Origin of the sequence: Nitratireductor sp. StC3, assembly GCF_003015025.1 — a bacterium.
GTDB lineage: Bacteria > Pseudomonadota > Alphaproteobacteria > Rhizobiales > Rhizobiaceae > Mangrovimarina > Mangrovimarina alexandrii.
Map to the genome: position 1 here is coordinate 45373 of NZ_PYBP01000002.1, position 16044 is coordinate 61416.

A 16044-nucleotide genomic window follows, 5' to 3' on the forward strand; every position below is an offset into this window, starting at 1 on the left:
AGGAGCGTCCGATGAACATGATCCGCACGGCGATGCTGCTTGCCGCGATGACGGCGCTCTTCATGGGCGTAGGTTATCTGATCGGCGGCTCGGGCGGCATGATGATCGCCTTCGTTTTGGCCGCCGGCATGAACCTGTTCAGCTATTGGAACGCCGACAAGATGGTGCTGCGCATGCACCACGCCGTCGAGGTCGACGAGGCCGGCGCGCCCGAATTTTACGAGATCGTGCGCGGGCTGTCGCACAATGCCGACCTGCCGATGCCGAAGGTCTATCTGATCAAGAGCGATCAGCCCAACGCCTTCGCCACCGGCCGCAATCCACAAAACGCGGCAGTGGCCGCGACCACCGGCCTGCTGGAGCGGCTGTCCTACGAGGAGGTCGCCGGCGTGATGGCGCACGAACTCGCCCATGTGAAGAATCGCGACACGCTGATCATGACGATTACCGCCACGCTCGCCGGCGCGATATCGATGCTGGGCAACTTCGCTTTCTTTTTCGGCGGCAATCGCGACAACAACAATCCGCTCGGTTTCGTCGGCGTGCTGGCAGCAATGATCGTGGCGCCGCTGGCGGCCATGCTGGTGCAGATGGCGATCAGCCGCACCCGCGAATATTCCGCCGACCGGCTCGGCGCCGAGATCTGCGGCGCGCCGCTTTGGCTTGCCTCGGCCCTCGACAAGATCGCCCGCGCCGCCGGCCGCATTCCCAATCAGGACGCCGAGCGCAACCCGGCAACCGCGCATATGTTCATCATCAACCCGCTGTCGGGCGAACGCATGGACAATCTGTTTTCAACCCACCCCGACACCGCGAATCGTATCGCGGCGCTGCAAGCGATGGCCGACGAGTTCGCCGCCGATCCGGACCCGCGCGCGGCTTCGCAAGGGCAATCGGCGCCAAGGCAGGCGCCACCGGCACCCGAGACGTCTGCCGGGCCCTGGGATCGCGCCGGCGAAAAAGCGCCGTCGCCCAAGGTCGACAAACCAAAGAGCCGACCCAACCCCTGGGGCCGCAACCCGACCGGCCCCAAGGGGCCGTGGTCGTGACCGAACGCGTGGCGACCGAGCGGCGGCGCAAGACCAGACCGAAGGCGAAACCGGGCACGGGAGCGGAGCCGGCGGCGGAGATGCCGGGCCTTGCCGCACGGCGCGCGGCGGCACGCCTGCTGGCCGCCGTGGTCGATGCCAGGACCCCACTCGACGGTCTGACCGATTCCGAGCATGGCAACCCGCAATTTACCGCACTCGATCCGCGCGACCGCGCGCTCGTGCGCGCGATTTTGGCCGCCGCGCTGCGACACAGGCTGTCGATCGGCGCCCTGATCGACAGCCGCCTCGACCGCCCGCTGCCCGCCAGGGCCGGCACGCTGCTCCACATCCTGCACGTGGCGGCGGCGCAGTTCCTGTTTCTGGACGTGCCCGACAGCGCCGCCGTCAATCTCGCCGTCGCCCATGCCAGCGCCGACCCGCGCACCCGCCGCTTTACCGGACTGGTCAACGCGGTGCTGCGGGCGTTGGCCACGCGCAAGGAGCGGGCACTGCCGAAAGTGCTGGCCACGACCCGCGACGCGCCGGACTGGTTTGCCGAACGCCTGATTGCCGCCTACGGCCCCGAAACCGCCGACGCGATCATGGCCGCCCACCGGATCGAGGCGCCGCTCGACCTCACCGTGCGCACCGACCCCGGCGGCTGGGCGCAAAGACTGGGCGGCCGCCTGATGCCCAACGGCACCGTGCGCCTTGTGCAGCCGGGCACGCCGGTGCCCGAGCTTGCCGGCTATGCCGAGGGCGCGTGGTGGGTGCAGGACGCCGCCGCCAGCCTCCCGGCGCGGCTGCTGGGCGCGGTCGACGGCTGCGACGTCGCCGATCTCTGCGCCGCTCCCGGCGGCAAGACCGCGCAACTTGCCAATGCCGGCGCACGCGTGACCGCCGTCGACGGCTCTGCCAACCGGTTGCGACGGCTCGCCGTAAACCTCGAACGACTCGGCCTGAGCGCCGAGATCGTGCGTGCCGATCTGGCAAGCTGGCGGCCCGGGCGTCTGTTCGACGCCGTGCTGCTCGACGCCCCCTGTTCGGCGACCGGTACGCTGCGGCGCCACCCGGACGTCGCCTGGACCAAGTCGCCCGCAGACATCGCCAAACTCGCCGCCGCGCAACGCCGCCTGCTCGACGCGGCCTCGGGCCTGGTCCGGCCCGGCGGACGTCTGGTCTTTTCCAATTGCTCTTTGGACCCCGAAGAAGGCGAACGACTGGTCGCCGGTTTTCTCGACGAGCGGCCCGATTTTTGCCGCGACCCGATCGCACCGACGGAATTCGACGGCCTGGACGGCCTCGTCGATGCTTGTGGCGACCTGCGCACCACGCCGGCGGACTGGCCCGTCGACGACCCGCGATGGTCGGGCATGGACGGTTTTTTCGCCGCCCGGCTGCGAAGGACCGGTTGACAGCCGGATTTTAGCTGTCGCACGGGTTTTTGAATCGGATACACTCGCAAAGGGGTGGAAACGTCGAGGGATAGGGATTCGTTGGTGACGGCGGCAGGTCAATCACCGCGCCTGTGGGGGCTTGTTGCGCAGGAGGTCTGGCGTCGAACGCGCCAGCGGCTGCGCACGGCGCCAACCTATCGCTGGCGTTATGCCGGGCGCACGCCCGAGCGGGTTCTGATCGCTCCGCCCGACCTGCGACTGGCCGATCCCCAGATCGCCTCGGAAATCTATCACGGGCGTTTCGCCCTCGGCGGCAAGGTCGTGGAGACCGGCGGCCGCTCGCCGTTCGCCATCGACAATGCCAGCCCGATATGGCGCGAGGCGCTGCACGAATTTCGCTGGCTGCGCCATCTGCGCGAGGCCGGCACCGACCTGGCCGCAGCGAACGGGCGCGCGCTGGTCTCCGACTGGATAGACACGCACGGCGCCCATATCGCCGGCACCGCCTGGGAGCCGGCCATCACCGCCAAGCGGGTGATCGCCTGGCTGCAGCATTCCACCGTCGTGCTGCAGGGCGCGGAGTTCCAATTCTACCGCAACTTCCTCAAATCGCTGACCACCCAGATCCGCTATCTGCGCGCCATCGCGCCTTATATGCGCGGCGGCGAGGACCGGCTGCGCGCGCGCATCGCCCTGGCCTTTGCCGCCTTGTCGCTGCCGACCTCGCCGGCCACGCTGCGCGTCGCCACCCGCAATCTGGCCCGCGAACTCGACCGGCAGATCCTGCCCGACGGCGGACATATCTCCCGCCAGCCGGCCGCGGTGATGGAACTGCTCGCCGACCTTCTGCCGCTGCGCCAGACCTATGCCAACCAAGCCGAGGCGCCTCCGCAGGCGCTGATGGGCGCTGTCGACCGCATGCTGCCGGCCTTGCGCTTCTTCCGCCACCGCGACGGCAGCCTTGCGCGCTTCAACGGCATGGGCGCGACGATCCCCGACCGGATCGCCGCTATCCTGCGCCATGACGACACTGCCGGGCAGCCGCTGCTGCATGCGCCGCATTCGGGCTTCGAGCGGCTGTCGATGAACGAGACGACGGTGATCGCCGACACCGGCAAGCCGGACGCGCCCGAAGCCGCCATTCCCGCCCATGCCGGCTGCCTGTCCTTCGAACTGTCTTCGGGCCGGCGCATGTTCATCGTCAATGCAGGCGTCGACCGGCACGGGCCCGACGCGTTTCGGCCGCTGTCGCGCGCCACCGCCGCCCATTCGACCGCGACGCTCAACGACACCTCCTCGTGCCGCTTCACCACCTCACCGCGGCTGACCCGGTTGATCGGCGCCTCCGTGATCAGCGGTCCGAGCAGCGTCACCTCCAAGCGCACGGATGCGACGGGACGGCAGGGTTTCGTCGCCGTGCATGACGGTTACGTGCCCACATTCGGGCTTCTTCACGAGCGTGCGCTCGAACTTACCCAGGACGGCGACGTGCTCGACGGCACCGACCGGTTCTACCGCCCCGACGGAGCCGCGCCGGGCGAGGGCGACACCGTGGCGATCCGCTTTCACGTCCATCCCGACATCGATCTATTGCGCGACGAGGCCGGGCGGCTGGTGCTTGCGGCTCGCGACGGCCTGTCCTGGGTGTTTTCGTGCGACGGCGTCGAACCGGTCGTGGAGGAATCGATCTTCTTTGCCGGCATCAGCGGCCCGCGCCGCAACCTCCAGATCGTGCTTGCCTTCCAGGCCGGCGCACTTCCGGAAGTCGCTTGGCGGCTGACCCGCACCACGCTCGAGCGCCTGTAACGATTTTACGCGTCCTGGCCATGCGTCAGGCGCATTTGTTTTGCGCCCCGCTTGTGATAGGTCGCGCACGCCCCTTCCCTTAGACACAGGAGACCGCCGGTCGATGGCCGTGACGTCGAAGAACATTCCCGCTCCCGATCTGGTGCCGGTGCGCCGGGCGCTGATCTCGGTCTCCGACAAGACCGGACTGGCCGAATTCGCGGCCAGGCTGGCCGCGGGCGGTATCGAGCTGGTCTCCACCGGCGGCACGGCGGCCGCGATCGCCGCGGCCGGGCTCGCCGTCACCGACATCTCCGACGTCACCGGCTTCCCCGAGATCATGGATGGGCGGGTGAAGACGCTACACCCGCTCGTCCATGGCGGACTGCTCGCCATACGCGACGACCCGCAGCACACTGCCGCGATGGAAGCTCACGACATCCGTCCCTTCGACCTCGTGGTGATCAATCTTTATCCGTTCGAAGAGGTCCGCAACGCCGGCAGCGACTATGCCACCACGGTGGAAAACGTCGATATTGGCGGGCCCGCGATGGTGCGTGCGGCAGCCAAGAATCACGCCTATGTCGCAGTTCTGACCGAGCCTGCCGATTACGGCCGGGTTGCCGATGCGCTGGCCGGAAACGACAACTGCCTGCCCTATCGCCTCCGTCAGGAACTCGCCGCCAAGGCATTCGCGCGCACTGCCGCCTACGACGCCGCGATCTCGGGCTGGTTCGCCGAAACGCTCGAACTCGACGACCCGGACTGGCGTGCCTTCGGCGGCCGGCTCGGCGAGGCGATGCGTTATGGCGAAAACCCGCATCAAAAGGCCGGCTTCTACCGCACCGGCGAAAAGCGCGCCGGCGTTGCCACCGCCCGCCAGGTCCAGGGCAAGCAATTGTCCTACAACAATCTCAACGACACCGACGCCGCTTTCGAACTGGTTGGCGAATTCGACCCGGCCGAAAGCGCGGCCGTGGCAATCATCAAGCACGCCAACCCGTGCGGCGTGGCCCGGGCGGCAACGCTCAGCCAGGCCTACGGCAAGGCTCTGGCCTGCGATCCGGTCTCCGCCTTCGGCGGCATCGTCGCGCTCAACCGCATCCTCGATGCCGAGGCGGCGGCCGAGATCGTCAAGACCTTCACCGAAGTCATCATCGCGCCCGGCGCCGACGCCGACGCATGCGCCCTGATCGCGGAGAAGAAGAATTTGCGGCTGCTCCTGACGGACGGACTGCCCGACCCGCGTGCTGCCGGTTTGATGGTGAAATCGGTCGCCGGCGGCCTGCTCGTCCAGTCGCGCGACGATGCGGTGGTCGAGGATCTCGACCTGAAAGCCGTGACAAAGCGGGCGCCCGACGCGCGCGAGCTCGCCGACCTGAAATTCGCCTTCAAGGTGGCCAAGCACGTCAAGTCGAATGCGATCGTCTATGCCCGCGACGGCGCCACGGTCGGCATCGGCGCCGGACAGATGAGCCGGGTCGATTCGGCCCGCATCGCCGCACGCAAGGCCGAGGACGCTGCGGCGGCGGCCGGCGCGGCCGAACCGCTCACCCGTGGCGCGGTGGTCGCCTCGGATGCCTTCTTTCCCTTCGCCGACGGCTTGCTGACGGCAGTCGAGGCCGGTGCGACGGCAGTGATCCAGCCGGGCGGCTCGATGCGCGACGAGGAGGTGATCGCCGCCGCCGACGCGCATGGCATTGCTATGGTGTTCACCGGCACGCGCCACTTCCGCCACTGAAGCAGCAAGGCGGCGAGCGCCGCCTCACGCCTCGGCGGCTTCGGCCTGGTGCCGGCTCTTGACCATCGGCAGGAGAAACAGCCCGAGCAGGAACAGAGCGATCACAGGCGTGACGCCGAGCCGCTGCGCATCCTGGCTCGACAGGCCGAGCGCTTCGGACGCGAAGAAGCCGGTTGCCAGTGCGATGGTCAGCGGGCCGATAAAGGTCGTCGCCTTGCCAGACAGCGCGTAAAGCCCGAACGCCTCCGTCACCCGCTCGCGCTCGACCTGGTCGACCAGCAAAGTGCGCGAGGCGGCCTGGATGGCGCCGCCCGCGGCCCCGATCAGCCCGCCGGCGCAGTAGAAGATGATGTCGGGCAGAGAGCTGCCGCCATCGGCCGCCACGGTGACGAACAACACCTCGGTCTGTGTCGTGGAGATCACCAGGATGCAGCACGCCGTCAGGATCACCGCCGCGATCGCGACCACGAAGCGCGGACCGAAACGCTGGTCGAGGCGGCCACCGAACCAGGCGCCCACCGCTCCGGTCAGATTGGCGAGAATACCGAATATGCCGATCTGGATGATCGACCAGCCGAGCACGCCGGCCGCATAGATGCCGCCGAAGGTATAAAGCGCATTGAGCGCGTCGCGATAAAACATGCTCGACAGGAGAAAGCTGAAATAGCTGCGTTGCGAGGGCAGGCTGCGCAGCGTGCGCCCGAGCTGCGACAGGCCGCGCCGCACCGCGCCGCGCGCCGAGGTACGTCGCGCGATGTCGGGCGTGAACAGGAACATCGGCAGGACGAAGACCATGTACCACAGCGCGGTGAAGGGGCCGGCCGCGCGATCGCCCTCGCGCATCGCCGGGTCGAGGCCGAAAAGCGGCTCGAGCCCGAGCAAGGTGCGCCCGCTCTCCGGCGAGGCCGACATGAAACCGAGCACCAGCACCAGCGTGATCAAGCCGCCGAGGTACCCGAGGCCCCAGGCCGAGCCGGACAGGCGCCCCAGCTCCGCGCGCGGCACGAGGTCGGGCATCATCGCATTGTTGAACACGGCAGCAAATTCCATGCCGAACACGGCCAGCGCGACAAAGAACAGGATCGGCCCGATGGCCTCCATGCCCGGCACGGCCCGCCACAGCATGAAACAGCCGATCACACCCACGACGGAAAAAAACAGGATCCACGGCTTGCGCGGGCCGGTCGCATCCGCGATCGCGCCCAGGATCGGCGACGACAGCGCGATCAGCAGCCCGCCGATGCCGGTCGCGTAGCCCCAAAGCTCTTGTCCGCGTGCCGCGTCACTGGCCACGCTCGAGGCGAAATAAGGTGCGAAGACGAAGGTGATGATCAGCGTATGGAACGGTTGCTGCGCCCAGTCGAACAGCATCCAGCCCCATATGCCGCGGCGCGGCGCGCGGCGCTCCTGTGTGTCGGCCATGTCCCCTCCGTCGCCCCCTCGGCGACATGTTGCCTCAAAGCCCGGATAGATCGGCCATCATACCGGCCGCGACCGTCAGTCGCGACAAGGAGATGTCGCCGGCTTCCGTCAATGCCTGCAGCCTCTCGCGGGCGCGCGCGACCCGCGGACCGCCCGCTTCGATCCAGGCCGCCACTGGATCCACAGCCGACCCGTGCCCGGCGAGCACGGCGACGGCCATGCCCCGGCGCGCCGCGCCGATCATGTCGGTGGCGCGCGACAGGGCGAGCCCGTCATAATAGTCGACTGGTGCCACGGCGCGCGCCGCATCCTCGATCCGCGCGATACGGAACGTCTCGGTGAGCCCCAGATAGGCGCGCGCGGCCATATCGAAATCGGCGCCCGCCCTTTGGGCGACCAGATCGATGTCGGGGACGATCTCGGCGATGCCGAAATAGGCCAGACGTTCGGCCAGCGCGTCGGGCGCGCCGGCGATGCGGAAATCGTGGCACCGCTCCTCGAGCCGGTTTCGCATGAAATCGGGCAGCAGGCCGGCCAGTCTCGGCTCCAGCGTCTGGCGCGCCTTTTTCAGTTCGGCGATGCGCGCGCCCACGCTCTGGCTGCCGTCGCCGTTTTTCAGCATCCACGCAGTCGCGGTGTGGATCAGCCGGCCGACGGCCTGGTAGAAACGCAGTTGCTGCTGACCGTCCACCTTTGTGTCGAGCGCATCGATCTCGGCGAAGGTCGCGCCGAGGTCGAACCCGTCGCGGACGACGGCGAAGGCGCCGACGGCCTCGGCGGGCGAACAGGCCGTCACGTCCTGCAGCCGGCTGATAAAGGACGGACCGCCCCGGTTGATCGCGTCATTGGCCAGCTGCGTGGCCACGATCTCCCGCCGCAGTCGATGGGCCAGGATCTCGTCCTTGTATTTCTTGGCCATCCGCTCGGGAAAATAACCAAGCAGATCGGCCGCGAAATGCGGATCGTCGGGAAGACCGCTCTCCGTCAGGTCGGCAAACAGCACGATCTTGGCATAGGCAAGCAGAACGCCGAGCTCGGCCCGGGTCAGCGGCTCGCCACGCGCCGTGCGCTCGGCAAGCGCCTGTTCGCCCGGCAGGGTTTCCACCGCCCGGTCGAGCAGGCCGCGTGCCTCGAGCGCGGTCATGAACCGCGCCTGGTGGCCGAGATCGGAAATCCCGCGCCGCGCCGCCAGCGAAAGCGCCAGCGTCTGGTGGTAATTGTTGGTCAGAACCAGTTCGGCGACCTCGTCGGTCATGGCGGCGAGCAATGTGTTGCGCGTGTCGCGCGTCAGGCTGTCGGAGCGCATGGCCGCGGCCAGCGCGATCTTGATGTTGACCTCGACGTCGGACGAGTTGACGCCGGCCGAATTGTCGATCGCGTCGGAATTGCACCGCCCGCCGGCAAGCCCGTATTCGATGCGCGCGCGCTGGGTCATGCCGAGATTGGCGCCCTCGCCGACAACCTTGGCACCGACCTCGCGCCCGGTGACGCGAATGCCGTCATTCGCCCGGTCGCCCACATCCTGGTTCGATTCGTCGGCCGCCCGCACATAGGTGCCGATCCCGCCGAACCACAGCAGGTCGACGGGGGCCTTCAGGATCGCGGTCATGATTTCGGCCGGCGAGGCCTTGGTCTTGCCCAGGCCGATCGCGTCGGCGGCCGCCTGCGACAGCTTGATCGACTTTTGCGAGCGCGGGAAAACGCCGCCGTCCTTGGAAATCTTGCTCGCGTCGTAATCCTGCCAGCTCGACCGGCCGAGTTCGAAGACGCGCTTGCGCTCGGCAAACGAGGCCGCCGGATCCGGATCGGGATCGATGAAGATGTCGCGATGGTCGAAGGCTGCGACCAGCTTGATATGTTCCGACAACAACATGCCGTTGCCGAACACGTCGCCCGACATGTCGCCCACGCCCACGACGGTGAACGGCTCGGACTGGATGTCGCGATTCATTTCGCGGAAATGGCGTTTCACCGCCTCCCAGGCGCCGCGCGCGGTAATGCCCATCTTCTTGTGGTCGTACCCGGCCGAACCGCCCGAGGCGAAGGCGTCGTCCAGCCAGAAATCGTGCGCCTGGCTGATCGCGTTGGCGGTGTCGGAGAAAGTGGCTGTGCCCTTGTCGGCGGCGACGACGAAATAGGGGTCGTCGCCATCATGGCGCACGACATGTTGCGGCGGCACAACCGTGTCGCCGTCGAGATTGTCGGTGATCGACAGCAGGCTGGAGATGAAATTGACATAGGCGCGCTTGCCGGCCTCGAAGACCGCGTCGCGCGTGCCGCCCTGCGGCAGTTTCTTGGGATAAAACCCGCCCTTGGCGCCGACCGGTACGATGACCGCGTTCTTGACCTGCTGCGCCTTGACCAGCCCAAGCACCTCGGTGCGATAGTCCTGTGCCCGGTCCGACCAGCGCAGACCGCCGCGCGCCACCGGGCCGAAGCGCAGATGCACGCCCTCGACCTCGGGCCCGTAGACGAAGATCTCGCGCCAGGGGCGCGGTTCGGGCAGCCCCGTCAGCATGTGCGGATCAAGCTTGAAGGCCAGCGAGCGGGTTTCGCCGTCGGCTTCCGGCTTGAACTTGCTGGTCCGCAGGGTCGACTGGATCAGGTTCAGGAAGCGCCGCACGATCGTGTCGTCATCGAGCACCGGCACGTCTTCCAATGCCCGCATCACCGCCTCGACGCGTTCTTCCTGCAGCCGCGTCGCGTCTTGCGCGCCGAGACTGGGATCGAACCGGGCCAGGAACAGGCCGTAGAGATCGGCGGCAATCGTGGGATAGCGGTTCAGCACCGATGCGATGAAATCCTGGCTTTGCGGGATGCCGGCCTGTTGCAGGTAACGCCCGTAGGCGCGCAGGATGGTGATTTCGCTCGACGCCAGCCCCGCCGTCTGGACGAGGCCGTTATAGCCGTCATTGTCGGCCAGCCCGCGCCAGACCGAGAGGAAAACGGTCTCGAACCGGGCGGCGTCCTGTTCGAGCGCCGGCGCCTTGCCGAAGGCGCTTTCCAGTTCCATGTCGTGGACGAACACAGCCGCGCCATTGTCGAGATCGACCTCGAAGGTCCGTTCGGAAATGACCCGGAAGCCCATATTCTCCAGAAGCGGCACCCGCCGCGACAGGGCGACGGCCTCACCGTGATGATAGATCTTGAGCGCGACCTGCTGCGGCGTCTGATCGGCATGGCGGTAGAAATCGATCGCGATCGGATTGTCGACGTCCAGAGACGCGATGCGGCCCGCGTCGCGCAGCGCCTCGGCCGGCTTGAAGCTGGTGCGATAGGCTTCGGGAAAGCGGGTTGCGATCGCGGTATGGGCGCCTTCGATGCCTGCCTGCGCGGCCGCCTCGCGCAGGGCGTCGTCCCAGGTGCGCACGATGGCGCGGATTTCCGCTTCGATCGACTGGGCGTTCACCTTGGGTGTCTTGCCGCCCGAACGGCCGATGATGAAGTGGACCCGCGCCAGCCCGCCTTCCGGAAAGGCCGGGTAATAGGCCGACAGCCGGCCGTCGAACACGGTTTTCAGATAATCGCCGATGCGCACCCGGGCGCGCGAATCGTAGCGGTCGCGCGGAACGTAGACGAGCACGGAAACGAAGCGGTCGAACTGGTCGACGCGCACCAGCGCGCGCACCCGTGGCCGCTCGCCCAGTGCCAGCACCGCCATCGCGTGTTTGCGCAAGATGGTCGTGTCGATCTGGAACAGTTCGTCGCGCGGGTAGGATTCCAGCACGTTGATAAGCGCCTTGCCGGAATGGTCGCCCTTGTCGAAGCCGGATTTGGCCAGCACCCGGTCCGCCTTCGAGCGCAGATAGGGAATGCGGAACACCGAACGGGTATAGGCGGTCGAGGTGAACAGGCCGACCATGCGCAGTTCGCCGGTCAGCTTGCCGTCCGCGTCGAAGGTCTTGACCCCGATATAGTCGAGATAGGCGCGGCGATGGACGATCGAGCGCGCATTGGCCTTGGTGACGATGAGCGGTTCCGGCCCGAGCAGAAACTCGCGGATCTCCGGCGTGGTGATCGAGGTCGAACTGCTGCCGCGCAAAATCTTCAGATCGGGATCGGACAGGATGCCCAGCCCCCGATTGTCGGTGCGTTCCAGAATACCGGACTTGCCCTCTCCGGTGTAGCTATATTCGCGCATGCCCAGGAAGGTGAAATTGTCGTCGCGCAGCCATTCCAGGAAAGCGATCGCTTCGCCGACCGCACCCTTGTCGAGCGGGATCGGCATGTAGCGATAATCAGAGATCGTGTGCTCGAGCCGGGCAAGCATCGGCTTCCAGTCGACCACCGCCGCCCTGACCTGCTTCAGCACCTCCTTCAGCCGGGTTTCGAGCTGCTCGGCTTCCTGCTGCGGGATCGGCGGAACGTGAACGTGGATGACGCTGACGCGATCGCCCTCCGCCTTGCCGCCGGTATCGCCGCGGATCTCGCAGACGCCCTTGCCGTCGTGATCGACCAGGAAAACGGGATGGGCGACCAGCAGCGGCTCCACGCCGCCGGCGCCGATCTCGCCCATCACCGAATCGAACAGGAACGGCATGTTGTCGTTGATGACGGTGATTGCCGTCACCGGGCGACCGGCCCGCTCGATGCCGCTGTCGCGCGCGATCGCGATCACGCTCTCGCCCTTGCGATGCCGGGTGAGGGCCTGCCGCACGAGATCGGTCGCCTTCGACAGCATGGCCGGCTCGTAGGCCTCCACGTCCTCGGCTGGCGAGCGCGACAGCAACAATTGTTTGAAATCCGAAATCTGAGGCTCTTTCGGACGGGCGTCGCCCTTGCCGCTTGCGGGCTTGGCCTTGCCCTTGCTTGCCGTCATGCTTTCCTCCGGCGGGAATTTCCAGCTATCGTATCAGACGTTATCGCGAATGCGAGCCCGGCAGGACACCAACTCCCAGCAAGATGTTGAAAGGCGGTAAAAAGAAGATGACAGAAAGCGACAAAGGGCCGACGGCGCTCGATATTCCTCCCGCGACCGACCTCAGTCCCGAGACCAAGGCCTATTTCGACAAGTGCCGCGAGAAGCTCGGTCTCGTTCCCAACGTGCTGTTGTCCTACGCCTTCGACGAAAAGAAGCTGCGCGCCTTCACCGACATGTACAACGACCTCATGCTCGCCGACTCCGCCCTGTCGAAGCTCGAGCGCGAGATGATCGCCGTCGCCGTTTCCTCGGTGAACCAATGCTATTATTGCCTGACCGCCCACGGCGCCGCGGTGCGTCAGCTCTCGGGCGATCCCGAGCTCGGCGAGATGATGGTGATGAACTATCGCGTCGCCGATCTCGATACGCGACAAAAGGCGATGCTCGACTTCGCCGTCAAGCTGACCGAAACGCCCGACAAGATCGAGGAGACCGACCGCCAGGCCCTGCGCGACGCCGGCTTCGCGGACCGCGACATTTGGGACATCGCCTCCGTCGCCGCCTTCTTCAACATGTCGAACCGGGTCGCCGCCGCCGTCGATATGCGCCCCAATCGCGAATATCATGCCATGGCCCGCTGACGGCGGGCCGCCGCTCGCGAAAATGTCATTTTATATTTTTGTTAAACGATGCGACAACCATCCCCGCGCCGGCAACCGGCCCTTGGGCACGGCGCGGGGAGAGGATCGATGCCAAAATTTCTTTACGTCTATCACGGCGGCAGCGTGCCGGAGACCGAGGAGGAGGGCAGAAAGGTCATGCAGGCCTGGACGGACTGGATGGGCTCGCTGGGCGACGCCATCGTCGACGGCGGCAATCCTGTCGGCCTGTCGAAGACCGTGATGCCCGGCGGCGGCATCGCCGACAATGGCGGCGCCAACCCGGCCAGTGGCTACAGCCTTATCGACGCCGCCGACATGGACGATGCGCTCGCCAAGGCCAAAGGCTGCCCGATCCTGGATGCCGGCGGCAGCATCGAGGTCGCCGAGACGATCGACATGTAGCGGCCGAACGGCCCTAGCGCGCGGCGATCGCCGCCGCCGCGCCGGCCATCGTCGTGGCGCTCACCCGGTTCGCGATCCGCATCGCCCGCTCGCTCCGCATGAGCCGGCGCGCCTGCGCGGCCGCCAGCACCCAGGCGCAATCGATGGCAATCAGGACAAGCGCCATCGTCGCCGTCAGCTCGGCCCAACCGACGAGGCCCACCGAGCCCAGGTCGACGATGGTTGGCAGCAGCGCCAGATAAAACATCATGATCTTCGGATTGCCGAGCGTGACCGCCATGCCGGCGAAGAACAGGCGCCAAGGCGCATCCTCGCGCGGCAGTTCCGCGGCGCGGAAAACGGCCGGGGCGTTCCACATCTTCCAGGCCAGCCAGCACAGATAGGCGATGCCGGCATATTTGATCGCCGCGAAGACGAGATGGAAGCTCTGCGCCACCACCGCCAGACCGAAAACCGCCAGCGACAGCCAGATCGCCTCGCCGATCCACATGGCGAGCACGAACGGGAAGACGTCGCGAAATCCCTTGGCGATCACCCGCGCCACCAGGGCGGCGATGCTCGGTCCGGGCGACCCCGCCGCCACCAGCAACGCCCCGGCGAAGATCGACAGCGAGGTGAAATCCATGTCCGCGTCCAATCGCTTCGGATTTGCGAAGATGGAATTTCGCCATGAAACGACCGCCGCGGCAAGCCCGCCCCCGTAAGGCGCGTCGCCGGGTCAGGCCCCGTCCTCGTCGGACGCCCTCGCCAGGATGCGGCCGAGCGCCAGAACCATGTGGGCTTCGATGTCGTCGCGCAGGCGCCTGCGAATATCGGCGCGTTCCTCGACCAGATAGAGATCGACGAGCGTACCGAGCAGGGCGTTGAGGAAAGCCAGCGCGTGCGGGTCGGGCGTTCGCATCCCGGGCGCGAACCGTGCCAGAAACGGCCCCAGAAGCCCGCCGACGATACGGTCCTCGGCCTGACCCTGGTCATGTTCGACCGGCCGCAGGCGACGCATGACGCGCAACAGGCCGACATGCGCGGGCACGGCGTCGGACGCCTCCAGATACTGGTCGAGCATCACCCGCGCCGCCTTGTCCGCCGGCAGTGTCGGGTCGAGCTTATCGAGCGCGGCCGCGCAGGTCGCCACGATCCGCGCCACCGTGTCGTCATAGGCGGCCAGAAGCAGCGCATCGCGATCGGCGAAATAGCGATAGACCGAGCCGACCGACACGCCGCACACAGCCGCCACGCGCGAGGTCGTCACCGCCGCCTCGCCGCCGCGCGCCACCAGCATTTCCGTCGCCTCGATCAGGACCGCCCGGGTTTTTTGCGCGCGCGGCTGGCGCGGCGTCGGAGCGCTTTCGGCCAAACCGGAAAATCTGCCGTGCTCCATACCCACCATCCGGCACCGCAAAAGTGAAACATTTTCATTTTTATTGACACCACACGGTTTCGGACGCATCGTCAAGCGCGTTTTGGGGAGGACGAGCATGCGACATTCCGCCTGGAAAACCTTTGCCGGCGCCGCGCTGGCCCTGGCCCTGCCGGTCGTCGCCATCGCAGCCGAGATCCGCGTCGAACCCGGCACGGACGCCAACGAAAAGCTCATCGAGGCGCTGATTCTGGCCGAACCGGGCGACACGGTCACCATCGCGGCCGGGCGCTATGCGCTTACCGACGGGCTGTCGCTGGATGTTGACGACGTGGTGGTCAGGGGCGAAGGCCCAGACCGCACCGTTCTGTCCTTCAGGGGCCAGACCGGATCGGGCGAAGGCCTGCTGGTCACCTCCGACCGCGTTGTTCTGGAGGATTTCGCCGTCGAGGACGCAAAGGGTGACGGGGTGAAATCCAAGGGGTCGGACCAGATCACCTTCCGCAATCTGCGCGTTGAATGGACGGACGGACCGAAGGCCGAAAACGGCGCCTACGGCGTCTACCCGGTTTCGTCGAAAAACGTGCTCGTCGACGGGGTGCTGGTACGCGGCGCCTCCGACGCCGGCATCTATGTCGGTCAGAGCGAAGACATCATCGTGCGCAACAGCCGCGCCGAATACAATGTCGCCGGCATCGAGATCGAGAATTCCTATCGCGCCGACGTCTACAAGAACGTCGCCGCCCACAATACCGGCGGCATCCTGATCTTCGACCTGCCCAATCTGCCGGTTCAGGGCGGACACGACATCCGGGTCTTCGACAATGACGTCGTCGACAACGACACGCCGAATTTCGCGCCGGAAGGCAATATCGTCGCGATCGTGCCCAAGGGCATGGGCATCATGGTGATGGCCAACCGCAACGTGCACGTCTTCAAAAACCGGCTTTCCGGCAATGCGACCGCCCATGTGCTGATCGCCGCCTATCCGGAAGACTATGACGACGACGCCTATATGTTCGTGCCGCGCGGCGTCTACGTGCACGGCAACGAGTACGGCGAGGGCGGCGGCGCGCCGGACGGCGAGGTCGGCAAGATCATCTCCGACGTCTCGGGCACGCCGGTTCCCGACATCGTGTGGGACGGCGTTACCACCATCCCGGAATATTTTTCCTGGGTCGCGGCCGAAAACCGGATCTATGTCGACGAGGCCGAGGGCACGACCTTCGCCAATTTGAAGATGATCTCGCAGCTTCTTCTGCCCTGGTCGACCGCGCCCGATACCGATATTTCCGCCTATAAGGGCGCCCTGCCCGAGCCGGAACCGGTCAAGCTGCCGCAGGATCAGGCAAGCTGAGCGGCCGGGCGATGCGGTATCGACTGCGT

11 protein-coding genes are annotated in these 16044 nt (G+C 66.7%); 7 read left to right on the plus strand and 4 right to left on the minus strand.

From position 1 onward, the window contains the following. Positions 1-11 precede the first annotated feature (11 nt). The 4 genes from htpX (at position 12) to purH (ending at position 5954) form a co-directional block, all read left to right on the plus strand. The gene (gene htpX / locus C7T96_RS04650; protein WP_106570041.1) at positions 12-1049 is read left to right on the plus strand and encodes a zinc metalloprotease HtpX; all 1038 of its coding nucleotides are present in this window, start codon (positions 12-14) and stop codon (positions 1047-1049) included. Further along, a complete protein-coding gene (locus C7T96_RS04655) occupies positions 1040-2446 on the plus strand; it encodes an RsmB/NOP family class I SAM-dependent RNA methyltransferase (protein WP_245414064.1) in 1407 nt (468 codons plus the stop codon). Before htpX ends, C7T96_RS04655 begins: the two co-directional genes overlap by 10 nt. An 81-nt stretch (positions 2447-2527) precedes the next feature. Continuing rightward, the gene (locus tag C7T96_RS04660) at positions 2528-4234 is read left to right on the plus strand and encodes a heparinase II/III family protein (RefSeq protein WP_106570042.1); all 1707 of its coding nucleotides are present in this window, start codon (positions 2528-2530) and stop codon (positions 4232-4234) included. A gap of 103 nt (positions 4235-4337) precedes the next feature. Further along, positions 4338-5954, plus strand: coding sequence for a bifunctional phosphoribosylaminoimidazolecarboxamide formyltransferase/IMP cyclohydrolase (purH, locus tag C7T96_RS04665; protein ID WP_106570043.1), 1617 nt, complete (start codon positions 4338-4340; stop codon positions 5952-5954). 24 nt (positions 5955-5978) lie between these two features. Here purH and C7T96_RS04670 read toward each other — a convergent pair whose 3' ends face one another. Both C7T96_RS04670 and C7T96_RS04675 read right to left on the minus strand, forming a co-directional pair. After that, complete coding sequence (locus tag C7T96_RS04670) at positions 5979-7376, minus strand: MFS transporter (protein ID WP_106570044.1); 1398 nt, start codon at positions 7374-7376, stop codon at positions 5979-5981. Between the two features lie 34 nt (positions 7377-7410). Continuing rightward, a complete protein-coding gene (locus C7T96_RS04675; protein ID WP_106570045.1) occupies positions 7411-12195 on the minus strand; it encodes an NAD-glutamate dehydrogenase in 4785 nt (1594 codons plus the stop codon). Positions 12196-12302: 107 nt separating this feature from the next. Between C7T96_RS04675 and C7T96_RS04680 the strand changes: the two genes are divergently transcribed. Together C7T96_RS04680 and C7T96_RS04685 are read left to right on the plus strand one after the other, a co-directional pair. Next, positions 12303-12878 carry a peroxidase-related enzyme gene (locus tag C7T96_RS04680; protein ID WP_106570482.1) on the plus strand — a complete coding sequence of 192 codons (576 nt, stop codon included), beginning with the start codon at positions 12303-12305 and terminating at the stop codon, positions 12876-12878. A 108-nt stretch (positions 12879-12986) separates the two neighbouring features. Next, complete coding sequence (locus C7T96_RS04685; protein WP_106570046.1) at positions 12987-13301, plus strand: hypothetical protein; 315 nt, start codon at positions 12987-12989, stop codon at positions 13299-13301. Positions 13302-13314: 13 nt separating this feature from the next. Here the strand turns inward: C7T96_RS04685 and C7T96_RS04690 are convergent, their stop codons facing one another. Continuing rightward, positions 13315-13926 carry a LysE family translocator gene (locus C7T96_RS04690; RefSeq protein ID WP_106570047.1) on the minus strand — a complete coding sequence of 204 codons (612 nt, stop codon included), beginning with the start codon at positions 13924-13926 and terminating at the stop codon, positions 13315-13317. 93 nt (positions 13927-14019) lie between these two features. Then, entirely contained in the window at positions 14020-14679 is a 660-nt protein-coding gene (locus tag C7T96_RS04695) for a TetR/AcrR family transcriptional regulator (RefSeq protein ID WP_158264306.1), read from the minus strand. A gap of 97 nt (positions 14680-14776) precedes the next feature. Here C7T96_RS04695 and C7T96_RS04700 point away from each other — a divergent pair, with 97 nt between their 5' ends. Beyond that, complete coding sequence (locus C7T96_RS04700; protein WP_106570049.1) at positions 14777-16015, plus strand: parallel beta-helix domain-containing protein; 1239 nt, start codon at positions 14777-14779, stop codon at positions 16013-16015. Positions 16016-16044 lie beyond the last annotated feature (29 nt).

Coding starts and splice junctions, on each gene's coding strand:
- C7T96_RS04680 (WP_106570482.1), top strand. CDS start 12,303: ATGACAGAAAGCGACAAAGGGCCGACGGCGCTCGATATTCCTCCCGCG.
- C7T96_RS04685 (WP_106570046.1), top strand. CDS start 12,987: ATGCCAAAATTTCTTTACGTCTATCACGGCGGCAGCGTGCCGGAGACC.
- C7T96_RS04700 (WP_106570049.1), top strand. CDS start 14,777: ATGCGACATTCCGCCTGGAAAACCTTTGCCGGCGCCGCGCTGGCCCTG.
- C7T96_RS04675 (WP_106570045.1), bottom strand. CDS start 12,195: ATGACGGCAAGCAAGGGCAAGGCCAAGCCCGCAAGCGGCAAGGGCGAC.
- purH (WP_106570043.1), top strand. CDS start 4,338: ATGGCCGTGACGTCGAAGAACATTCCCGCTCCCGATCTGGTGCCGGTG.
- htpX (WP_106570041.1), top strand. CDS start 12: ATGAACATGATCCGCACGGCGATGCTGCTTGCCGCGATGACGGCGCTC.
- C7T96_RS04670 (WP_106570044.1), bottom strand. CDS start 7,376: ATGGCCGACACACAGGAGCGCCGCGCGCCGCGCCGCGGCATATGGGGC.
- C7T96_RS04690 (WP_106570047.1), bottom strand. CDS start 13,926: ATGGATTTCACCTCGCTGTCGATCTTCGCCGGGGCGTTGCTGGTGGCG.
- C7T96_RS04695 (WP_158264306.1), bottom strand. CDS start 14,679: ATGGAGCACGGCAGATTTTCCGGTTTGGCCGAAAGCGCTCCGACGCCG.